The 22,324-nt window shown below is 59.9% G+C and carries 23 protein-coding genes; 11 read left to right on the forward strand and 12 right to left on the reverse strand.

Annotated elements, in window-relative coordinates; genetic code table 11:
• The 6 genes from C8265_RS17580 to C8265_RS17605 all read right to left on the reverse strand — a co-directional run.
• Positions 1–457, reverse strand: a 457-nt coding sequence (locus C8265_RS17580) for an acyl-CoA dehydrogenase family protein (protein WP_206050364.1), incomplete at its 3' end; no start/stop codon positions are given.
• Positions 457–1,263: an enoyl-CoA hydratase family protein gene (locus tag C8265_RS17585; protein ID WP_108485349.1), complete on the reverse strand. Its 807-nt coding sequence runs from the start codon at positions 1,261–1,263 to the stop codon at positions 457–459. The genes C8265_RS17580 and C8265_RS17585, both read right to left, overlap by 1 nt.
• Entirely contained in the window at positions 1,260–1,727 is a 468-nt protein-coding gene (locus tag C8265_RS17590) for a MarR family winged helix-turn-helix transcriptional regulator (RefSeq protein ID WP_108485350.1), read from the reverse strand. The genes C8265_RS17585 and C8265_RS17590 overlap by 4 nt, the downstream gene beginning before the upstream one ends.
• Positions 1,724–2,467, reverse strand: coding sequence for an SDR family NAD(P)-dependent oxidoreductase (locus C8265_RS17595; protein ID WP_108485351.1), 744 nt, complete (start codon positions 2,465–2,467; stop codon positions 1,724–1,726). Before C8265_RS17595 ends, C8265_RS17590 begins: the two co-directional genes overlap by 4 nt.
• Entirely contained in the window at positions 2,464–4,752 is a 2,289-nt protein-coding gene (locus C8265_RS17600; protein ID WP_108485396.1) for a bifunctional salicylyl-CoA 5-hydroxylase/oxidoreductase, read from the reverse strand. Before C8265_RS17600 ends, C8265_RS17595 begins: the two co-directional genes overlap by 4 nt.
• Before the next feature lie 96 nt (positions 4,753–4,848).
• Positions 4,849–5,814 (reverse strand): AraC family transcriptional regulator, encoded by a 966-nt coding sequence (locus tag C8265_RS17605; RefSeq protein ID WP_108485397.1) that lies wholly within the window; start codon positions 5,812–5,814, stop codon positions 4,849–4,851.
• Between the two features lie 134 nt (positions 5,815–5,948).
• Here C8265_RS17605 and C8265_RS17610 point away from each other — a divergent pair, with 134 nt between their 5' ends.
• The 11 genes from C8265_RS17610 to C8265_RS17660 all read left to right on the forward strand — a co-directional run bounded on the left by C8265_RS17610 (position 5,949) and on the right by C8265_RS17660 (position 17,416).
• Positions 5,949–6,389, forward strand: coding sequence for a cupin domain-containing protein (locus C8265_RS17610; RefSeq protein ID WP_108485352.1), 441 nt, complete (start codon positions 5,949–5,951; stop codon positions 6,387–6,389).
• Positions 6,389–7,873 carry a flavin-containing monooxygenase gene (locus C8265_RS17615; RefSeq protein WP_108485398.1) on the forward strand — a complete coding sequence of 495 codons (1,485 nt, stop codon included), beginning with the start codon at positions 6,389–6,391 and terminating at the stop codon, positions 7,871–7,873. Before C8265_RS17610 ends, C8265_RS17615 begins: the two co-directional genes overlap by 1 nt.
• 3 nt (positions 7,874–7,876) lie before the next feature.
• A complete protein-coding gene (locus C8265_RS17620; protein WP_108485353.1) occupies positions 7,877–8,677 on the forward strand; it encodes an alpha/beta hydrolase in 801 nt (266 codons plus the stop codon).
• 61 nt (positions 8,678–8,738) lie between these two features.
• A complete protein-coding gene (locus C8265_RS17625; protein ID WP_108485399.1) occupies positions 8,739–9,569 on the forward strand; it encodes a tryptophan 2,3-dioxygenase in 831 nt (276 codons plus the stop codon).
• Positions 9,566–10,756, forward strand: a complete 1,191-nt coding sequence (kynU, locus tag C8265_RS17630; RefSeq protein WP_206050365.1) for a kynureninase — start codon at positions 9,566–9,568, stop codon at positions 10,754–10,756. The genes C8265_RS17625 and kynU overlap by 4 nt, the downstream gene beginning before the upstream one ends.
• A 5-nt stretch (positions 10,757–10,761) precedes the next feature.
• Positions 10,762–12,237: a xylulokinase gene (locus C8265_RS17635; RefSeq protein WP_108485354.1), complete on the forward strand. Its 1,476-nt coding sequence runs from the start codon at positions 10,762–10,764 to the stop codon at positions 12,235–12,237.
• The gene (locus C8265_RS17640) at positions 12,238–13,149 is read left to right on the forward strand and encodes a substrate-binding domain-containing protein (protein ID WP_108485355.1); all 912 of its coding nucleotides are present in this window, start codon (positions 12,238–12,240) and stop codon (positions 13,147–13,149) included.
• Positions 13,150–13,170: 21 nt separating this feature from the next.
• Positions 13,171–14,676 carry a sugar ABC transporter ATP-binding protein gene (locus C8265_RS17645; RefSeq protein WP_108485356.1) on the forward strand — a complete coding sequence of 502 codons (1,506 nt, stop codon included), beginning with the start codon at positions 13,171–13,173 and terminating at the stop codon, positions 14,674–14,676.
• A 1-nt stretch (position 14,677) separates the two neighbouring features.
• Positions 14,678–15,625 carry an ABC transporter permease gene (locus C8265_RS17650; protein ID WP_108485357.1) on the forward strand — a complete coding sequence of 316 codons (948 nt, stop codon included), beginning with the start codon at positions 14,678–14,680 and terminating at the stop codon, positions 15,623–15,625.
• A 134-nt stretch (positions 15,626–15,759) separates the two neighbouring features.
• Positions 15,760–16,665 (forward strand): LysR substrate-binding domain-containing protein, encoded by a 906-nt coding sequence (locus C8265_RS17655; RefSeq protein ID WP_108485358.1) that lies wholly within the window; start codon positions 15,760–15,762, stop codon positions 16,663–16,665.
• A gap of 4 nt (positions 16,666–16,669) precedes the next feature.
• Positions 16,670–17,416 carry a sulfite exporter TauE/SafE family protein gene (locus C8265_RS17660; RefSeq protein WP_108485401.1) on the forward strand — a complete coding sequence of 249 codons (747 nt, stop codon included), beginning with the start codon at positions 16,670–16,672 and terminating at the stop codon, positions 17,414–17,416.
• Positions 17,417–17,423: 7 nt separating this feature from the next.
• Here C8265_RS17660 and C8265_RS17665 read toward each other — a convergent pair whose 3' ends face one another.
• The 6 genes from C8265_RS17665 to C8265_RS17690 are packed head-to-tail and all read right to left on the reverse strand — an operon-like array spanning position 17,424 to position 22,167.
• The gene (locus tag C8265_RS17665; RefSeq protein WP_108485359.1) at positions 17,424–18,089 is read right to left on the reverse strand and encodes a fumarate hydratase C-terminal domain-containing protein; all 666 of its coding nucleotides are present in this window, start codon (positions 18,087–18,089) and stop codon (positions 17,424–17,426) included.
• A complete protein-coding gene (locus tag C8265_RS17670) occupies positions 18,086–19,045 on the reverse strand; it encodes a fumarate hydratase (protein WP_108485360.1) in 960 nt (319 codons plus the stop codon). Before C8265_RS17670 ends, C8265_RS17665 begins: the two co-directional genes overlap by 4 nt.
• Complete coding sequence (locus tag C8265_RS17675; RefSeq protein WP_108485361.1) at positions 19,042–20,796, reverse strand: L-aspartate oxidase; 1,755 nt, start codon at positions 20,794–20,796, stop codon at positions 19,042–19,044. The genes C8265_RS17670 and C8265_RS17675 overlap by 4 nt, the downstream gene beginning before the upstream one ends.
• Positions 20,796–21,137: a succinate dehydrogenase, cytochrome b556 subunit gene (gene sdhC, locus C8265_RS17680; RefSeq protein ID WP_108485362.1), complete on the reverse strand. Its 342-nt coding sequence runs from the start codon at positions 21,135–21,137 to the stop codon at positions 20,796–20,798. The genes C8265_RS17675 and sdhC overlap by 1 nt, the downstream gene beginning before the upstream one ends.
• On the reverse strand, positions 21,134–21,463 hold the full coding sequence (locus C8265_RS17685; RefSeq protein WP_240611132.1) for a succinate dehydrogenase: 330 nt from the start codon (positions 21,461–21,463) through the stop codon (positions 21,134–21,136). The genes sdhC and C8265_RS17685 overlap by 4 nt, the downstream gene beginning before the upstream one ends.
• Positions 21,463–22,167, reverse strand: a complete 705-nt coding sequence (locus tag C8265_RS17690; RefSeq protein ID WP_108485364.1) for a succinate dehydrogenase/fumarate reductase iron-sulfur subunit — start codon at positions 22,165–22,167, stop codon at positions 21,463–21,465. Before C8265_RS17690 ends, C8265_RS17685 begins: the two co-directional genes overlap by 1 nt.
• Positions 22,168–22,324 lie beyond the last annotated feature (157 nt).

The raw sequence follows: 22,324 nt of genomic DNA on the forward strand, positions 1-22,324 counted from the left end.
TCAGCACATAATCATCGCCATCGCGTGTGGCGGTCATGGTGGAATTGGCCACATCTGACCCGGAATTGGGTTCGGTCAGGGCAAAGGCCGATATCGCCTGACCCCGGCGCACCGCTGGCAACCATTCCTGTTGCTGTGCGGGCGTGCCAAACAGCGAAATCGCGCCGGTGCCAAGACCCTGCATCGCAAAGGCGAAATCGGCCAAGCCATCGTGGCGCGCCAATGTTTCGCGGATCAGGCACAGGGCGCGCACATCCAACCGGCCCTGTGACCCCGGTTCGATTGTGGCGTGGTTCAACCACCCCGCAGCACCCAGTTGCGCCACCAGATCACGGCAGGCCTGATCGGTGTCGGTGTGATCAACGCGCAAATCGCTGGCAAAGCCTTCCAGTGCATCCGCCAGGGCGCGGTGGCGGTCCTCAAAAAATGGCCAGCTCAGGAAGGTTTTGTCGGCCATCAATCGCCCTCGAACACTGGTTTTTCCTTGGCGACAAAGGCGTTATAGGCGCGTTCGAAATCGCGGGTCTGCATGCAGATCGCCTGAGTCTGGGCCTCGGCCTCGATCGCCTGTTCGATCGACATTGACCATTCCTGCGCCAGCATGGTTTTGGTCATCATATGGGCAAAATTCGGCCCCGCGGCGATGCGCGTGGCCATATCCCGCGCGGTTTGCTCCAAATCATTGGCACCCACGACGCGGTTGTAAAACCCCCAGGCCGCGCCCTCATCCGCCGACATTGACCGCCCCGTATACAGCAATTCGGCGGCGCGCCCTTGGCCGATCAGGCGGGGCAGGATCGCACAGGCGCCCATATCGCACCCGGCCAGACCAACGCGGGTGAACAGAAACGCGCATTTTGCATCCTGGCTGGCAATGCGCAGGTCTGACGCCATGGCAATAATCGCCCCCGCCCCGGCGCACACCCCATCGACGGCGGCAATCACCGGTTTGCCGCAATTGATCATCGCCTTGACCAAATCGCCGGTCATGCGGGTGAAATTCAGCATTTCCTTCATGCTCATCCGGGTCAGCGGGCCGATGATATCATGCACATCCCCGCCCGAGCTGAAATTGCCGCCGTTCGAGGCGAAAATCACCACATCCACATCGTCGGCATAAGCCAGATCACGAAACCAATCGCGCAATTCCGCATAACTTTCAAAGGTCAGCGGGTTTTTACGGTCGGGCCGGTCCAGCGCGATTGTGGCGATACGATCGGCAATGGTGCATTTGAAATGGGTCACATCGGTGCGGGTATTCATGGCGTCAAACTCTTTTCCATACGGTCAAAACGGGCGGCCAGGGTGGCGGCCTCGTCGGATTGAAAATTGCCCAGCATCTGGTCGATCCAGGATTCGTGCGCGGCGGCCTGGCGCGCGAATTCCTCGCGCCCACGCTGGGTCAGCCGCACAAGGGTGGCGCGCCGATCTCCGGGTACGGCGACGCGCATGATCAACCCATCATCGGCCAATCGGTCAACAATGCCGGTGACATTGCCGTTGGACACGCGCAGCACGCCGGAAAGCTGGCTCATCTTCAACCCCGCGTCATGGTGCGACAGGGCCGCCATCACATCGAACCGGGGCAGGGTGGTGGCAAATTCCCGGCGCAGATTGTCGCGCAGGTGGGTTTCCACCCGGCGGCTGGCCTTGAGCATTCGCAACCACAGGCGCAGGCGGTGTTTTGATCCGGGGTCGGGCGTGGGTTTTGGGCGCGTTTGGGTCATGTTTCGCCCCCCGACAGGGTCAGGGTGTGGCCATTGACCGACCGCGCGCCATCGCTGCACAGCCACAGGGCGGCGCTTGCCACCTCGTCGGTCTGGATGAACCGGCGTTGGGGGTTGCCCTTGGTCAGGGAATTGGCGGCGTCTTGTCGGCTCATCCCGGTTTTTTCCACGATATTGTCGATGGATCGGTGCAACATCGGGGTTTCGATAAAGCCGGGGCAGATCGCGTTCACGGTGATGCCGGTCGCGGCCAGTTCCAGCGCCAGGGCGCGGGTCAGCCCGATAACCCCGTGTTTGGCGGCGCAATACCCGGCGGCATAGGCGTATCCCTTAAGCCCGGCGGTTGAGGCGATGGCGATCATCCGCCCCGTGCCTGCGGTTTTCATATCGCTCAGGGCCGCCTGCCAGACGTTGAACACCCCGGTGACATTCACATCATTCATCGCGGATAAATCGGCGGCGGTCATTTTGGCGAATGGCACTGATTTGGCCGCACCCGCATTGGCAATCACCACCGTGATCGGCCCCTGTTCGGTGCGCGCGGCGTCAAATGCGGCGCGCACGGCATCGCCGTCGGTGACATCGCAGATCTGATAGGGCAGGTTTTGCGCCGCCAGGGATTGTTCGCTGCGGCCCATGATCGTGACCCGTGCGCCCGCCCTGGCAAAGGCATGGGCGGTTTGTGCCCCCACCCCGGTGCCGCCGCCGGTGATCACCACATGGGTTTGGGGCTGTATCATACCCGGCTTGCCTCGGCCTCGCGGTCGGCCAGACGCCAGGCCTGATCGCGCCCGGCATCATAGGGCAGGGGCCAGATTTCGTGCCGGTCGCCGATTTTCGTGGCCTCGTGCAATGTCCAATAGGGATCGGCCAGATGTGGGCGGGCCAGACACACCAGATCGGCGCGCCCCGCCATCAGGATCGAATTCACATGATCCGCCTCGTAAATATTGCCCACCGCCATGGTTTTCAGCCCCGCCTCGTTGCGGATGCGGTCACTGAACGGGGTTTGGAACATGCGGCCATAAACCGGTTTGGCAAGGGTCGAGGTTTGGCCCGCCGACACGTCGATAATATCAGCCCCGGCGTCGGCGAACATTTTGGCGATGGTCACGGCGTCATCTGCGGTGACACCATCATCGGCCCAATCGGTGGCCGAAATCCGCACCGACATGGGTTTGGTTTCGGGCCAGACGGCGCGCATGGCGGTAAATACCTCAAGCGGAAAGCGCATTCTGTTTTCTAAGGAACCGCCGTATTCATCAGTGCGGATGTTGGACAGGGGCGAAATGAAGGATGAAATCAGATAGCCATGGGCGGCGTGCAGTTCGATCATGTCAAATCCGGCGCGTTCGGCCATTTCGGCGGCGGCGACAAAATCGGCCCTGACCCGGTCCATATCATCGCGATCCATCGCTTTGGGCATGGCATTGCCATCGGCCCAGGGAATGGCCGAGGCCGAAATCAGCGGCCAGTTGTCGGCGATCAGGGGTTGATCCATCCCTTCCCATCCGATGCGGGTTGACCCCTTGCGCCCGGCATGGCCGATCTGACAACAGGTTTTGGCAGTGGTTTCACCGTGGATAAATGTATTCAGCCGCGCCCAGGCGGTTTCATGTTCGGGCGCATAGAGGCCCGGACAGCCCGGCGTGATCCGCCCATCGGCCGATACACATGTCATTTCGGTATAGACCAGACCGGCGCCGCCCTTGGCCCGTTCGCAGTAATGGATCAGGTGCCAATCGGTGGGGGTGCCATCCACCGCCTTGTATTGCGCCATGGGGGAAACGACGATGCGGTTTTTCAACGCCATATCGCGCAACTGAAACGGCGCGAACATCGGCGCGCGCACCGGCCCGTTGGCCCCGGCGCCCGCCTGCTCCATGAACCAGCGTTCGGCAGAGGCCAGCCATTCAGAATCACGTTCGCGCAGGTTTTCATGGCTGATCCGTTGTGACCGGGTCAGCATGGAATAATTCAACTGCACCGGGTCCAGATCAAGATAGCGTTCCACATCCTCAAACCACTCAACCGAATTGCGCGCCGCCGATTGAAGGCGCAAAACCTCAAGGCGGCGCTTGTCCTCATAGTTGGCAAATGCGGTGTCCAGATCGACGCCTGACAATACCTCATCGGCCAAGGCAATCGCGCTTTCCAGCGCCAGTTTCGTGCCCGATCCGATGGAAAAATGCGCCGTGGCCGAAGCATCGCCCAAAAGAACCACGTTCTTATGGCTCCACTTTTTGCACAGCACGCGCGGGAACCTGATCCAGGCCGAGCCGCGAATGTGTTTGGCATTGGTCATCAGGGCGTGACCATCCAGATGATCCTTGAACACCTCTTCGCAGATGGCGATGGTTTCTTCCTGGCTCATCTCGCCAAAACCATAGGCATCGAATGTTTTCTGGCTGCATTCGACAATGAATGTCGCGGTGTCGTCATCGAATTGATAGGCATGAACCCAAAGCCAGCCCTTATCGGTTTCCTCGAATATAAAGGTAAAGGCATCGTCGAATTTCTGATGGGTGCCCAGCCAGATGAATTGGCATTTGCGGGTGTCGATATCGGGTTCGAACGTGTCCTGAAATTCCATCCGGGTTTTTGAATTCAACCCGTCACTGGCCACCACCAGATCGTAATCATCCATATAATCGCTGGCGGCGCCGACTTCGGATTCAAACCGCAGATCAACGCCCAGTTCGCGCGCCCGGCCTTGCAAGATCAACAGCAGTTTCTGCCGCCCGATGCCGCAAAACCCATGGCCGCGCGACACCAGTTTTTCGCCTTTGTAATGCAGGGCGATATCATCCCAATAGGCGAAATTGGCGCGAATTTCCTTGGCGCTGACCGGATCGTTGACCGCCAGATTATCCAGCGTTTCATCCGACAGAACCACGCCCCACCCAAAGGTATCGTCGGGTTTGTTGCGTTCAAACACTACCACCTCGGCGTCTGGAGACCGAAGTTTTGCAGAAATCGCGAAATAGAGGCCGGCAGGCCCCCCGCCGAGACATGCGATGCGCATCATATTGCCTTGTGATCGGGTCTGTTCGTGAAAAAGGCTAGGGAACAACAAGATTCGTTTCAAGTATAAATATTTTGAGCTTGAAACATTTAACGCTCAGTGGCGTTGGCTGGGCAAATGCCCGAACCGCGCCTTGTAGGCTTGGGAAAACCGGCCCAGATGGGAAAACCCGCTGGAAAACGCCACATCCGTCACCGAAGGCGGCGCGGTGCGTTGGGCCAGCTGATACCGGGCCGCATCCAGCCGGGCATCGCGCACCATGTCCATCGGGCTTTTGCCATAGTGGTGTTGAAACCCCTTTTGCAAACTGCGCGCGTTGATCGCGGCGGCGGTTGCAATATCATTCAGGCGGATCGGATTGCACAGGTTGGCATGAATGTAATCCACCGCGCGGCGCAGGGCGGCGGGCACCGCACCCCGGTCGATCCGGTTCAGCATGTGGGTGATATTGCTGGGCTGATGCAGGATCAGGGCGGTGGCCAGATCCCTTTCGGCCCACAGATCGCGCGCGCCTTGTACGGTGGTAAACAACGCCCCCGCCCCGGCCAGTTGGGTGGCGCGCAGGATCAGACGTTTCAACCCCGCGCCGCCCGGTCGGGTCAGATCGATCTGCGGCTCAAACCGGATCGGCCCCGGCGCGCCATGGCCGATCAGTTCGGCGGCAGTGGTTTCAACGAAACCCTTGTCGATCTGCAACAACAGTTTTCGGCAATCGCCCTGCCATGACATCCGGGTGTCGCGGTCAGGATTGAGCAGCGTGGCGGTGTCGGCATCGGCGGCAATATCGCTGCCCCGGTGGCGCACCCGCGCCTGACCGCTGATGGGCATCTGCAACAGATAAAACCCGCCCAATTGCCCCGGATCAATCGTCACATCGGCCCCATAATGCAGATAATTGATCGACATATGCCGCCCGGCCACATGATTGTGACGCACCATCAATGGCCCGCGTGCGGGCATGTGCAACCGGTGATCGCAAAACCTTTGGGTGACGCAAAACCGGGCCTCATCCAGATCGGATGTGCGCAACACTGGGAAAGAGGCCAGAAATTCGGTGTGCATGGGGTCTTTTACACCGGAACCGGCAAATCCCAAAAATTTATTTCAAGCCTGAAACAGTTTGAGTCGCAATCTGGATAATCGCCCTGACCGGTCTGGCGCAGAGTAGCCCACACATCAACAAGGAGGAAAACCGGATGGACAAGGGGATAACACCTGCCGCCGAGGGATTGAACAACGCCAGCTGGAATGTGGTCGGCCAAACCTATGTGCCGAAACTGCACAGCACCAATGCGTTTGTCTGGAGCGCCGATATTCCGGCCGATACATTCGTACCGCCCCATATTCACCCCACCCAGGATGAATGGATCATCGTCATCGACGGCAACCTTGAGATCGAGTTTTCGGGCGATCTGCACAAGGCGGGGCCGGGGGATGTGGTGCAAATGCCGATGGGGGTGGCGCACGGCATTTTCAACCGGTCCGGTGCCCATGCCAAGGCGATGTTCGGCGTGGCCCCGGCGCGCAAGCTGTATGATCTGTTCACCGTGCTGGACGGTGTCACCGATCCGGCGGAACTGACCCGCCTGTCGGCCCTGCACGAGGTTGATTTTCTGCCCCCGCCGGAGGGTGCATGATGGCGACCCCAAAGCGCAAGAAGGTTGCAGTGATCGGCGGCGGCATCAGCGGGCTGGCCGCCGCCAAGGCATTTGATCAACAGGGCCACCGGGTGTGCGGGTTTGAACGCAGCGCCGATTTTGGCGGCGTCTGGGAATTGTCGCGCAGTTACCCCGATGTGCAAACCCAATCGCCCAAGGATCTGTATTGTTACACCGATCACCCGATGCCCGACGATTACCCCGAATGGCCCAAGGGCCCACAGGTGCATGCCTATCTGCATTCCTACGCGGCAAAGCATGATCTGGCGCGGCTGTTCAAGCTGAACACCACGGTCAAGACCATGCAACAGGCCAAGGGCGGCGGTTGGACCCTGACGTTGAACCAGGGCGGGGCCGATTGGGACGAACATTTCGATTTCGTCACTGTTTGCACCGGGCAGTTTTCCGAGAAAAACATCATTTCTCATCCGGGCCAGGAGGCATTCATCGCCCGTGGCGGGCAGGTGATGCATTCGTCGGAATACACCGATCCGTCGATCTGCAAGGGCAAGGATGTGGTGGTTCTGGGCGGGTCGAAATCGGCCACCGATATTGCGGTCAACGCCGTGAACAGCGGCGCGCGGTCGGTGCGGATGGTGTACAAGAAAAACGTCTGGCGCCTGCCGTATTTCGTGGGCGGGATCAATTTCAAACGTCTGCTGTACATGCGCGCGCAGGAATTGCAGTTCAACACCTGGGGCAAAACGCCGGTGCAACGGGCCGTGGCGGCGGTGATGAAACCGCTGGTCTGGGCCAATTTTCGCGGTCTTGAAACCCTGATCAAACTTCAGCTTGGTTTGAAAAAGCACAATATGGTGCCCACCACCCCGATTGAAAAAGAGGTGTCGTGTTCGGTGCCTTTGGTCACGCCGGGCCTGTTTGAACATCTGAACGCGGGCAAGATCAAACCGGTGATCGGCACGTTTGAGAAATACACCGATGACGGGCTGAAACTGTCGACAGGGGAAACCGTGCCCTGCGATCTGGCGATCCTGGCGGTGGGGTGGAAACTGGGCGTGCCGTATCTGCCGCAGACGTATCAGGACAAGTTGATCGAGGAGGATGGCCAATACCGGGTGTATCGGTTGGCGGTGAATCCCGATTTGCCCGATCTCGGCTTTGTCGGTTTCAACTCCAGCTTTTGCACGGTGTTGTCGGCGGAAATGGTGGCCAACTGGCTGGTGCGGTTTGCCGATGGGCAATTGGCCGATCAACCCGATGCCGCACAGATGAACGCAAATATCGACATGATGCTGAACTGGAAACGAAATGAACGCCCGGCGGCGCAAATCTATGGCGGGTTGTGTTCGGCGCCGTTTCATTTCAAACATTTCGATGAACTGCTGGCCGATATGGGGGCCACAAAACACAAACGCGGGCCGGTCGGTGAATATTTCAGCTATCCCGATTACCGGGCCTATGGTGAATATCTGGCCTCGACGCCGCACTACCGGGTGGGATGAGCGATGAAAGATTGGGACGATGCCTTTGCGAATATGGCGCATATTCCGGGTGCTGATGCACTGCCCGGCATATGGGCCAGTGATGCCGCCGCCTATCGCGACAGCGGCGTGGCGGTTGACGAACACCGATACGGCGATCAGCCGCGCGAGACGTTTGATATGGTCTGGCCGGATGGCGCGCCCAAGGGGTTGGCGGTGTTCGTGCATGGCGGGTTCTGGATCAGGATGGACAAATCCCATTGGACCCATTTTGCCCAAGGCGCGCGCGCCAATGGCTGGGCCGTGTGCATGGTGCAATACACGTTGGCCCCCACCGCGCGGATTGGCCAGATGACCGCGCAGGTGGGCCGCGCCATCACAATGGCGGCGGGGCTGGTTGATGGGCCGATCCGCCTTTCGGGGCATTCGGCGGGGGGCCATCTGGTCAGCCGGATGATGTGCGATGACAGCCCGCTGTCGGGCGATGTGTTGGACCGGGTGGAACACACCCTTTCAATCAGCGGGCTGCATGATTTGCGGCCCCTGATGCGCACGAAAATGAACGCCGATCTGCGCCTTGATGAACCCGAGGCGCGGGTGGAAAGCGCCGCCTTGCACCGCCCCGATCCGCGCGCCAATCTTACCGCCTGGGTGGGCGGGGGCGAACGGCCCGAGTTTATTCGCCAGGCAAAGCTTTTGGCGCTGATCTGGGAAGGGTTGGATGTGCCGGTGTCCTGCACGATCGACGGCACCCATGATCATTTCTCGGTGCTTGAGGATCTGCGCGACCCAAACGGCGCAATCACCCGGGCCTTTGCGCCCTAGATTGCGTTTTCCCGGCGCGCGGCGTTATGTAATGTCAAACGCCGCAACCGGAGATCACACCATGGCAGGGTACAACCCCGAAACCGAAGGCGCGAAAATGTCGTTCGCCACGGATATGTCTTATATCGACTATCTGTCGCTTGATCCGATACTGGGCGCGCAAAACTGCCAATCGGACGCCCATGATGAAATGCTGTTCATCATTCAACACCAGACATCGGAACTGTGGATGCGCCTGTGCCTGCATGAGTTGGCCACGGCTCGCGGCGCGCTGATCCGGCGCGAATTTCAGCCCAGTTTCAAAATGCTCACCCGGGTGTCGCGGATTTTTGAACAGTTGAACAATGCCTGGGATGTGCTGCGCACCATGACGCCCAGTGAATACACCCAGTTTCGTGGCGATCTGGGCGCGTCGTCGGGGTTTCAATCGCATCAGTACCGGTTGATTGAATTCATCCTGGGCAATCGCAATCCGGCAATGATGAAGGTGCATGAACACCGCCCCGAACTGCATCACATGCTGGGTCAGGAAATGCGCACCAAATCCCTGTATCACGTGGTTCTGGAGTGTCTGGCCGAACGGATGGAAACATCCTTTCCGCCCGAGGCATATCGCATGGATGCCCCCCACGCCGCCTGTGATGCGGTCACGGCGGCCTGGGCCAAGGTATATAATGATCCAAAAACCTATTGGACCCTGTATGAGCTGGCCGAAAAGCTGGTGGATCTGGAAGATTACTTTCGCCGCTGGCGGTTCAACCATGTCACCACGGTAGAGCGGATCATCGGATTCAAACGCGGCACCGGTGGCACGGCGGGCGTGTCCTATCTGCGCCGGATGCTTGAAGTTGAACTTTTTCCCGAACTCTGGAACGTACGAGGCGTATTGTGAAAACCCTTCCCAAGAAACACGCGTTTTCCCTGCCTGAGGGCATGATTTACCTTGATGGCAACTCGCTTGGCCCGCTGCCCAAGGGCGTGGCCGAACGGGTGCAACAGATGATGCAGGATGAATGGGGCGCGCATCTGATCAAGGGCTGGAATGTCGATGACTGGATGGGCCAGCCGGTGCGCGTGGGCAATATGATTGCCCGGCTGATCGGCGCGCCCGAGGGATCGGTGACCATGGGCGATACCCTGTCGATCAAGGTGTATCAGGCCCTGTCGGCGGCGTTGAAAATGCGCCCTGACCGGCGCGTGATCCTGTCGGACAGCGGCAATTTTCCATCGGATCTGTATATGGCCGAAGGTCTGATCAACCAGCTTGATCAGGGGTATGAGTTGCGCATTGTCGCGCCCGAAGATGTGGCCGGGGCCATGGGCGATGACATTGCCGTGGCGATGATTACCCAGGTCGATTATCGCACCGGACGGATGCACGACATGGCCGGTATCACCAAGGCGGCCCAAGATGCGGGTGCGGTTATGCTGTGGGATCTGGCGCACAGTGCGGGGGCGGTGCCGGTTGATCTGGCCGGATGCGGCGCCGAATTTGCCGTGGGGTGCAGTTATAAATACCTCAACGGCGGGCCGGGTGCGCCCGGTTTCATCTATGCCCGCCCCGATATTGTAGGCGATATTCAGCCCGCCCTTGCCGGATGGCTGGGCCATGATGCGCCGTTCGCGTTTGAACGCGGTTATCGCCCCGCGCCCGATATCGAACGGATGCGTGTTGGCACCCCGCCGGTCATTCAGATGACCGCATTGGAAGAGGCGCTGAAGGTGTGGGAGGGCGTGGATATGGCCGATTTACGCGCCGCCTCAATTACCCTGTGTGATCTGTTTATCGAACTGGTCGAATCGCGCTGCCCGCAATTAACGCTGGCCAGCCCGCGTGACGGCGCGACGCGCGGCAGTCAGGTCTCGTTTGCCTTTGAACATGGCTATCCGGTGATACAGGCGTTGATTGCCCGCGATGTGATCGGCGATTTCCGCGCCCCTGACATCATGCGCTTTGGCTTTACCCCGCTTTATATCGACGAAACCGATGTGCGCGGCGCGGTCGATATTTTGGCCGATATTCTGGACAACCGGCTGTGGGATGCCCCCGAATACCACAAAAAAGGTCGGGTGACATAATCGCAATGACCGCCGACAGGATCATCGGCATTGATGTTGGCACCACATCGGTCAAGGCCGCCGTTCTGGGGTTGAACGGGCAGGTCCACGCGCGGTTTTCCACCGGCTATGACACCGCGCGCAGCGGCGCCAACCGGGTGGAACAAAACCCCGACGACTGGATTCGCCTGATCCGCGCCGCCCTGGATGACTTTGCGGATCAGCCGGTTGCGGCGATTGGCCTGTGCAGTCAGGTCAACACCCATGTGTTTGTCGATGCGGCGGGCAATGCCCTGTGCCCGGCGATTTCGTGGCAAGACGGGCGCGCGGGCCCCGAGGCGGCGGAATTGGATGCGCAGATCAGCGCGGCGCAAAAAACCGCATGGTGGGGCGCGCCGATGCCGATTGATGCCAGCCACGCGATTGCGCGCATGGCCTGGATGGCCAAACACCGCCCCGATATCTGGGAGAAAACCCGTTGGGTGATGTTGCCCAAGGATTACTGCCTGTTGAAACTGACCGGCGTGGCCGCAACCGACCCGGTGTCAAACATCGGGCTGGTCGATAAGGATCTGCGCTATATCGATGATGTGCTGGCCCTTGTTCCCGGTGCCGCCGATCGTCTGGCCCCCCTGGTGGGCATCACCGATGTGGCCGGGCAGGTGGGCGATGGGCCGCTTGCGGGCTGCGCGGTGGTGGCGGGCACGATGGATGCCTGGGCCGGGCTGGTTGGCACCGGCGCGGCGCAGGATCGTTCAACGATCTATCTGAGTGGGACGAGCGAGATTTTGGGCATATCCTCGGCCACGGTCACGCCCACGCCCGGCGTTATCGTGTTTCCGGTGGCGCAATCGATCCGGCTGCATGCCGCACCCACCCAGAATGGCGGCGATGCGGTGGCGTGGTTTTCACAACTGACCGGGCTGTCGATGGCGGCCATCGAACACCATGTCGCCACCACCCCGCGCAGCGGCGCAACGCCGCTGTTCCTGCCCCAGCTTGATGGCGAACGCGCGCCGTTGTGGGATGCCGATTTGCGCGGCGCGTTTCTGGGCGTGGGGCGACAGACCGGGATGGGTGATTTTGCCCGCGCGGTGTATGAGGGCGTGGCGTTTTCCGCCCGTCATGCGCTGGCGCCTTTGCAAACCTCGGCGGATGTGGCCGATGGTGTGATTTCGTGCGGTGGCGGCGGGTTTCGCGCCCCCACCTGGGCACAGATCCGCGCCGATGTGTTGGGCCGCCCCCTGCGCACCCTTGCGGCGGGCGAACCGGGGGTTTTGGGCGCGGCCATGCTGGCGGCCATCGGCACCGGGGCGTTTGCCGGGTTTCACCAGGCGGCCGCCTTGGCGCGGTACGAACGGCACTATCACCCGGACGGCGAAAAAACCGCGCTGTATGACCGGGTGTTTGCCATATACAAAGACGCAATCGCCGCCCATGGCGATATTTCAAAACGGTTAACGCGGGCCGTGCAGGATACCGAAATTCCGGGAGGATACTGAATGAAAAACACATTGAAACTGGCCGTTTCGGCCCTTGCCCTGACCGCCTCGGCCGCCTGGGCGGAAACGGTGGCGGTGATCACCCCCTATCTGGCACAGCCCGGCACCCAGGCCGCGATTGAGGGGTTTCAGGCATCGGCCAGCGAAAAGGGCTGGGATGTCAACGTGATCGACACCGCGGGCGATGTTGCCGCCGTGATCAGCCGGATCGAGGACGCGGTAACGCAAAACGTCGATGCCATCGTTATTGCCGTTGATCCCGCGCAGGTGGCCATTGGCCTCTTGGCGGCCCAAGATGCTGGAATTCCGGTGGTCGGTCTGGATGCCGGGTCTGATCCGCTGTTGGCGGCCAATGTCACATCGAACGGCTATGCCATGGCGGCGGAAACATCGGTGTATCTGGCCAACCGGATCAACGGTGAGGGCAATGTGGTGATGTTTGTGTTCGATGCCTTTCCGCCGGTGCAAATTCGCGGTGTCGTGGCCGATGCGGTGTTTGGCAATTTCCCCGATATCGATGTGATTGACCGGGTAACGCCCGATGTGTCCGACGGCGGCATTGCCGACAGCCGCGCCAAGATGGAGGCGATTTTGGCCGCCAACCCCGACCCCGGTTCCATCGCCGCCGTCTGGGCCGCCTGGGATCAACCGGCCCTGGGCGCGTTACAGGCGATCGAGGATGCAGGGCGCGCCAACGAGGGCATCGTGATTGTCGGCATGGATGCCAACCCCCAGGCCCGCGATGCCATCGCGGCGGGTGGCAATTTCGAAGCGTCAATGGCCCAGGATTTCGCCGCCATGGGCGCACAGGCCGCCGATGTGGTGGCCCATGTGGCGGGCGGGGGCACACAACTGGCCAAGGTCGTGTATGTGCCAACCCGTCTGATCACCGCCACCAACGCCGCCGAGTAACCGGCAGATCAAAAGACACCCATGCACAGCCTGACGTTTTCAAACATGTCCAAGGCCTATGGCGGTGTGCCTGCCTTGGCCGATGTGACACTGCACCTGGCCGGGGGGCGGGTGCATGCCCTGATGGGGGAAAACGGCGCGGGTAAATCGACGCTGATCAAATTGATTGCCGGGGTGGTGCGCGCCGACAGTTTGACGGTGATCAAGGATGGTCAAACCCTGCCCCTGACCAATGCACAGGATGCGCAAGATGCGGGGTTTCGGTTTATCCATCAGGAATTGAACATCGTGCCACAGGTATCGGTGGCCGAAAATATCCTGTTGGGCCGGGCATTGCCGCGCCGGTTTGGCGTGGCCGTTGATTGGGCCGATCTGCGCGCACAGGCCCGCGCGGCGCTGAAATTTCTGGGCGCAACCCATATTGACGTGCGCGCGCTGGCCGGGGATCTGCCCGCAGGCGACAAGATGATGATGAAAATCGCCGCCGCCCTTGTTGCCGCCCAAGGCACGCCTGCCGATTTATATGTGTTCGATGAACCCACCGCCGCCCTGACCGGCGAAGAATCCGACATGCTGTTCGCGGTGATTGAGCGTTTGCGCGCCGGGGGGGCGGCGGTTTTGTATGTCTCGCACCGCATGGATGAGGTGTTGCGCATTTGCGATGATGTCACCGTTTTGCGCGATGGTGCGCGGGTCAGCACCAAACCCGTGGCCGACACGTCAAAGGCCGAAATCATTCAGGCGATGACCGGGCGCGATGTAAAAGACGCCTATCCCCCGCGCAGCAGCGCCATGGGCGATACCATCGCGCGGGTGGAAAACGTGCAAACCCGCGATTTGCACGATCTGACCTTTGATATCAAAGCGGGCGAGGTGTTGGGCGTGTCGGGCCTGGCCGAGGCAGGGCAAAGCCGCCTGTTGCGCCTGTTCATGGGGCTGAACCGAGTGCAATCGGGGCGCGCGGAATTTGATGGCGCGCCGCTGCCCAATTCTCCGGCGCAGGCATGGGCGCGCGGCGTCGCCTATATCCCGCGCGAACGGCGGGCCGATTCCCTGTGCCTGAATATGGCGATACGATCCAACATCGTGCTGCCGCATCTGGGCCGCTATGGCCTCCGCGCGCAAAAACGCCGTGAACGGCGCGATGCGGTGGATATGGGCCAAAAGGTGCGGCTGAAATCAAACGGGCCCGAACAACCCGTTGGCCAGCTTTCGGGGGGCAATCAGCAAAAGGTGGTGTTTGCCCGTGCGCTGTTGGGCAATCCAAAACTGTTGCTGCTGGATGAGCCGACGCGCGGTGTCGATGTGGGCGCGAAATACGATATCTACCTGCTGGTGCGCGAACTCAGCGCGCAGGGCTGCGCCGTGATCCTGACCTCAACCGATCTGCCTGAAATTCTGGGCATGTGCGACCGGGTGCTGGTATTGCAGGACGGACGGCAGGCGCATCTTTTGGATCGCGCCGCCCTGTCGGGCAGTGGCGATCTTTTGACCCGGTTTTACAGTGCCGAACAGGGCGGACAGTGACATGATGAATACCTTTCGCCAATCCGGCACATTGTTGGGCTTTGCCCTGATCGTTGTGTTTTTTGCGGTGCAATTGCCCGATACGTTCCTGACCGCGCGCAATCTGATCAACATCAGCCAACAGTTATCAATGCTGGCCGTGGTGGCGGCCACCATGACCATCGTGATGGTGATGAACGATTTTGATTTGTCGGTCGGTTCCATGGCTTCGCTGTCGGGGATTGTTGCGGCAATGGTGTTTGCCGCCGGATATCCGGTTCCGGTGGGGTTGGCGGCAGGGCTGTTGGTGGGGGTCGCGGGCGGGCTGTTTAACGGATTTCTGGTGTCGGTCGTGGGAATTTTGCCGTTCGTCGCCACCTTGGGCACACTGACCGTGTATTCGGGGGCGGCGTTTTACATTTCCAACGGCAAAACCATCTTTGGGCGCGATATCCCGGCGGGGTTTTCCGGCTTTGCCCGCGGCGGAGTGGACATTGGCGATGTGAAAATACCGTTTCTGACGATCACGGCGGGCTTGGTGATTTTTGCCTGTTGGTTCATTTTGGAACACACCACATTTGGCCGCCGCCTCTATGCCATTGGTGGCAACAAAGAGGCGGCGCATCTGGCGGGCCTCAAGGTGGTGCGCCTGCGCCTGATTGCCTTTGGGCTGACCGGGCTGGGGGCGGCGGGGGCCGGGTTGATGTATGCCGCGCGCGTTGCCTCGGCCAATCCGACCCAGGGGTCTGGCCTGATGCTCGATGCCATTGCCGCCGTGTTTCTGGGCATGACGATGAGCCGCCGGGGCGCGCCGCGGGTGATGTACACGCTGGTGGGCGTGCTGATCCTGGGGGTGCTCGACAATGGGTTGACGCAAATGCGCGTTGACAGTTACGTGCGCGAAATGCTGGTCGGGCTGATCGTGATTTCGGCGGTGGCCATCGCATCGCTATCACAGCGCGGGCGATAAAGGATTGGTTAACATAATCATCCTTATAAATCGGTCCGCACGCATGCTTGACAATCGCGTTTTGTAAGGCAAACTGTGGTAAACACCCGGTCGATTGCGGTAATCGAAAGTTTTCCTGACAACAAGCGGGCGCCATGTCGATCCGAATGCTTCGAACCCTGATCGCCGTCGAAGAGCGCGGCACGTTCAGTGCGGCGGGCGATGCCGTGTTCGTGACCCATGCCGCCGTCAGCCAACAGATGAAGGCGCTTGAACAGACCTGGGGCATTGCCCTGTTTGATCGCACGCACCGCACCCCGAAACTGACTCCGGTGGGGCGCGCCATTGTCACCCGCGCCCGCGAAATCGTGGCCGCCTATGACAATCTGCTGCCTTCGGTTCTGGGCGATGACGGGCTGCGCGGCACCTTGACCCTGGGCAGTGTGCCAACCGGGCTAAGCAGCCTTGTTCCCTTTGCCATCACCCTGATCAAGGCGCGGTTTCCCGATTTGCATATCGCGGTGGTGCCGGGGCAAACCAAGGAACTGCTGATCGATCTTGAGCGCGGGATCCTTGACGCGGCGGTGGTCACAAAACCCCATGTCATCCGCGAAAACATGCGATGGGCCAAGATCAGTGATGAACCGATGGAGCTTTTGACCTCGCTCAATGTCACGTCAGACGATCCGTACCAGATTTTGGCGACCCATCCCTATATCCGCTTTACCCGCAAGGCGCTGGTTAGTGAATTCATTGAAAAATGGCTGCAATCGAAAGGGATTGTGGTGAATGACACGATGGAGCTGGAAAACCTTGAAATCATTTCAAGCATGGTCCATGCCGATCTGGGGGTGTCGATTGCGCCCCGGCGCAGTGTCGCGCCGCCCAATCCCCTGCCCCTGCGCCATATTTCCTTGGGCGATGATGCGCCGGTGCGGCAATTGGGGCTGATGTCGTTGGCCAACACGGTCAGATTGAGAGTGCTTCAGGAAATGGAAACCGAATTGCTGAATGCGGTCAGGGTTGGCCGGTTTGATCCCTTTCCCCGGGCAGAAAGTTGAACAGATGACAGTCGAATTTATCGTGATCCTGCTTCTTGGGGCGGCAGCGGGCGGGTTCATGAACGGGCTGGCCGGGTTTGGCACGGCGTTGTTTGCCATGGGGTTCTGGTTACAGATCATGCCCCCGACACAGGCGGTGTCGGTTGTTGTGGTGGTGTCGGCCCTGACCGGGTTGCAGGGGGTTTGGCTGGTGCGCGGATCAATCACCGACCATCCGCGCCGGTTGGCGCGGTTTCTGTTGCCGGCGCTGTTGGGCATCCCGTTGGGCGTTGCGGCGTTGTCGTATCTGCGGGCCGATACCCTGAAACTGATCATCGCCGGATTTCTGATTTTATATGGCGGGTTTTTCACCCTGCGCGCCGCCCTGCCGAAAATGGAGCGTCCGACGCCGGTGATCGACGTTTTGATCGGGTTTGCCGGTGGGATATTGGGCGGTGCCACGTCGTTGTCCGGTGTGCTTCCGACCATGTGGTGTGCCATGCGCCCCTGGCCCAAATCCGAAACCCGCGCCGTGTTGCAACCGTTCAACGTGGCGGTTTTGGCGGTGATCACCGGTGCCCTGGCGGTCAAGGGTAATTATACGGCGCAAACCCTGACCTATCTGGCCACGGTCCTGCCGGTAACGGTGATCTTTGCACAGCTTGGCATTGTCGTGTTCAAACGGCTGAGCGATGATCAGTTTCGCCGTTTGCTGATTGCGCTGATGCTGCTGTCGGGGCTGATTCTGATGGCGCGCGAGGTGGTGTGGTAAACCGGGCTTAAATCACCTCGTCCTTGCGATCATCGGTTTCGCCATACCGTTTCAGGGTGGCGGGGCGGGTGCCCTCATATACGCGGTGCAGGTTTTCAGCGATCTTGGCGTTTTCCCGTTCGAACAGGCAATCGCCGTTCTTGTCCGAGGCCACGATGAACGGCCCCATGTTATTGCACTTCAACACCCACATCGCCTGGGCCAGGCCCAGTTCTTCGTTCCAATGCACCGCTTCGACGTTTTCAACCCCGCGCCCCAGCAATGCGCCGGTGCCATAGCCCACGGTTGACAGATAAATCGCGCCATTGGGCACAAAGAACGATTTGTAATCCTTCGATGTCATGCCGCCTTTGCCGATAATCAGCTTGGCGCCTGTTTTTTCCATCCATTCCGGCAGCCATTTGGCAAACCGGAACGATGCGGTGGCCGTCACCGCGCCCATTTCAAACGAACCGTCGCTGTTGATCCGGGCGGCGGGCGAGCAATGGAAATTGGCGGCAGAATCGCGGGGCAATTCCATCGGGATGTTGGCTTTGTCCTCAAGCGCGCGTTTGTAAACGCCTTCGCGCGCTGTGTACATCAGCCCGTCAAGATACACGATATCGCCCAGGCGCAGATCGTTCAGCGCCTCTTGGGTCGGGGTGGTGCTGAGGCGGATTTTACGCGGGCTCATTGTGCGGCCTCCAATGCGGGGGCGTCCCATTCGACGGTTTCGCGGCGTTGATAATCGGTGAACCAATCGGGATCGGTGCGGTATTCCACCCGCCCATCGCCATAAACCCGCGCCACCGCGCGGCGCGATGACAGGCAAAAGGCATGAACCGACATTTGCATGCCCCCGGTGTGGCAATAGCCCACTTCGATATTGCAATCGACGACCATGGATTTACCGACAAACCCCATCGCCCCCATGCCGATGGAATTGCCGATTTCCTTGAATTCCCGCTCTAACGCGGCGATTTTCGGGTCGGAATTTTCGCTGCCCACGGTGCGCAGACAGGCGGCGCGTTTGCCCAGAACCATACAGGTGTCTTTGCACCCGCCAAGGCCGATGCCGATGATCGCGGGCTGACAGGCCAGACCGCGTTTGCCAAAGGCCACCAGACTGTCGAGGTAAAACCGTTTGATCCCCTCGATCCCGTCAGACGGAAACAGCATCCGGTAATCGGTGCCGAACAACCCGCCCTTGTGCACGGTGATCAGATCGATCCATTCGCCGCCCGGCTCATACCCATATTCGATTTCGGGCGCGCCGATGCCGACGTTGTTGTTGTGATCGGTGCGCCACAGGGGGTGCACCCGATTGGGGCGCAGGGGCACGCCATTGGTGGCCTGTGCCGTGGCCCGGCGCAGCGCCGCCTCAAGCGCGATTGGCCCGCCTTCGATCTGGGTTTCATTGCCCATCTTGACGTACCAGCGCGGCGTGCCGGTATCGCCGCACATGGCGCGGCGGTCTTCCTTGGCGGCCTCGTAATTTTCCAACATCGCCTGAAGAACAAAGGACGACAGATCGCCGTCTTCCACGGCGGCGGCGGCCTCTAACCCATCCAGATAATCCTGAGGAATTTCGATCGCTGCCTTGTCCATCAGCGTTTGCGCGGTTTGTTCGATGATCTTGATCGGAATCATTCTGCGGCCTCCACCAATGATACGGGTTCGCCTTCGGGCAATATGGTTTCGCCCGGGCGTACGATTGTGAATTGAACGTCTTCGCGGCTGACCTCAAGCGTGCCGCCGGTCTGTTTGGCCACGGTGAAATAGCTGCTTTCCATTGATCCGCTTTCGGGAAAATCCTCGCGGAAATGCGCGCCGCGTGAATTTTCGCGCGCCAGACCGGCCTTGGTGATCACCTCGGACACTTCGCACAAAGACGCCAGATTCAGCCAGTCATGCCAGGTCAGGTTAAAGGCCAGATTGTCGCCCGCCACGCCGGTGGCCAGAAGTTCGGCCTGCACATCGGCAATGCGGGTCAGGCCGCGTTCCATCCCGGTTTCGGTGCGCATGACGCCCACATCTTCCCACATCGCCTCTTGCAATTTATCGCGCAGGGGTTGGATGGGGGCAATTTTATTGGATAGCGGGCGCAGGGCGCGGGCGATTTCGGCCTGCAACACATTTTCATCCGGGTCACGCAGCGCGCCCATGTTGCGAATATCCATGCCCATCACATCACCGGCGACACCGCCATAGACGGTGGAATTGGCCACGCCATTGCCGCCCAACCGGTTTGATCCGTGCGCGCCGCCCGCATCTTCGCCCGCGACATACAGACCCTCAATCGCGGTGCGCGTATCGGGGTCAACCACGACGCCGCCCATGAAATAATGCGCCGTTGGCACCACTTCGACCTTGCCGGCGGCCAGATCGAAACCGCTGTCGGCACAGCGTTTGACCATGCCGGGAAATTTGGCGCGCACATTATCGGGGCCAAGGTGCGACATTGAAATGTAAACGCCGCCATTGTCGGATGTGTTCGATTTGCGCATTTCCGCGAATATGCCGCGGCTGACCACATCGCGGGTGGCGCGCTCCCCCTTAGCGTCATAATCGAACATGAACCGGTTTTCCGCCCCGTTCAACAATTGCCCGCCCGCGCCGCGCAACCCTTCTTCTAACACTGTGCCGGTCATCTTGGTGTGATCGCCCGCCAACAGCCCGGTGGGGTGGAATTGCACCATTTCCATATCGCGCAACGGCAACCCAAGGCGCAGCGCCATCGCCAGACCATCCATTGTCTTGTCGCCGCTTGGGGTGTGGTATTTATACATGGTCGGCCCGCCACCGGTGCCCATCATCACGGTCTTGGCGCGCACAAACCGGAATTTGCCGGTGCGCATGTCAATCATCAACACCCCGGCCAGGGCGGTGCCGTCTTTTGTCGGGATCAATCCGATGGCGCGATGCTCTTGCAGCTTTTCAACCGGGCGCGACAGAACCTGTTCCATCAACCGGTTGATGATTTCGATCCCGGTCAGATCGCCCTTGTGCACCGTGCGGTCGGCGGTTTGCCCGGCAAATGCCTTTTGATGCAACGTGCCATCACTATTGCGATCAAAGAAACAGCCGATTTCGTTTTCCAGCTCGCGAATGCGCACCACCGCCTGTTCGCACAGCTTCCAGGCCATATCCTGATTGGGCAGCCATTTGCCGCCATTGATCGTATCCATGAAATGCCGCTCAACCGTGTCGCCCCCGCCAAGCGCCACGTTATAGCCACCCTGCACCATCCGGGTGCAGCCGCATTTCCCGATCAGACCCTTGACCGCGATGGTGATTTTGGTGCCGGCCGGGGCACTTTGTTGCGCGTGCAGGGCGGCAAACATGCCCGCCCCACCAGTGCCCAGGATCAGGATATCGGTGTCATGTCTTTCGATTTGCATCAGATCGCCCTCAAAAGGAAAACGCCGGCCAACAGCGTCGAAAGGCCCACAGCGCCCGCCGCCGCGGTTTTCTGGCCCGATGTCCATGGCAGCCATTCCAGCGCCATCAACCGCAATCCGCCAAACATGTGCACCGCCAGCAAAAACACCAAACCAAATTCGGCCAGTTTGACAATGCCCATATCGGCCCAGTTCAAAAACCCATCCAGGCTTTCGGGTTTGTTCAACGCATAGGACAGCACCCAAAAATGCGCCGGTAAAAACAGCGCCAGCGCCACGCCCGAAACACGGTGCAGCAAAAACGCCAGCCAAAGGGTGTGGGTTCGGTATCCGCGGATCATGTTGCCGTTACCCCGTACACTGCCTGCATTCCCAGGATCAAAAGCACCGCCAGAATCGCCCAGGCGATGCCATTCAACAGCCCGCCGCGCAGGCCCGCCCATTCGGATAAAACCGTGCGCAGGCCAATCGCTGCATGCACCGAAACCGCCACGACAAAGGTGGCATAAAACAGCATCCACAACACGCTGCCTTGGGTGCGGCCCAGAATTTCGGCCGCCGACAACCCGCCCTGAATGGCGTAAATCATCACCGCGATATGCATCAGAACCAGCGGCGCCATGATCAGTGCCGAAATCCGCTGTGCCATATAAAGTTTCAGGGTCATCATTTGCGCCTTTTGAAAAAGTTGCGCGCGGTTTCGCGTTTCAGCCCGGCAATCGCCGCCATCGGGTTCAACTCGTTCGGGCAATGCACGGTGCAACTGCCCTGACTGTGGCAATTGTGGCATCCGCCCACGCCCGACACGGCATCAAGGATCGCCAGTTTATTGGCATCCTTGCTGTCGTTATACACGCTCCACGCCCGTTGCAGCGCGGCAGGGCCCAGATAATCGGGGTTGCCCGCCACCGTATCACAGGCAGCATAACAAACCGAACAGTTGATACATTCGATCCCGGCGTTTGCCTCAACCCGGTCTTCGCTGGTCGGGCTGATCGGTTCAATCGGGTCATGGCGGGTTTGGGTGGGGTGGTGAAACCCCTCGGCGGCGACCCATTTTTCAAAAAACGGGTCCATGTCGGTTGCCAGATCCTTGATCACCGGCAGGTTGCGCAGGGGGGCAATTTCCATTTTGCCATCCACCAGAACCTTGTTCACATGGGTGCGGCAGGTCCAGCGCGGCGTGCCATTGACCATCATCGCGCAAGACCCGCACATGCCCACCCGGCAGGCATAACGATAGCTCAGCGTCGGATCGGCATATTGCTGAATCCAGGCCACCACATCCAGAACGGTCTGATTATCCTCGACCTTGACGGAATAGGATTGAAACGATCCCGTCGCGCCCCCGCGCCAGACAGATACAGACATCTGCTGCTTATCTTCCAAAGCGCAACTCCCCCGGTTAGCGATCAGTCGGGTTTGGGTATAGATGATTGTTTTTCTAACACAAAGGAATAAAATCTTACCCATACCGTAACAAATATTTACACAACTGACGCCTTTTCAAACGCTGCCCTGTCGTTAT

The organism is Oceaniglobus ichthyenteri (assembly GCF_003057885.1).
GTDB classification, from domain to species: Bacteria; Pseudomonadota; Alphaproteobacteria; order Rhodobacterales; family Rhodobacteraceae; genus Oceaniglobus; species Oceaniglobus ichthyenteri.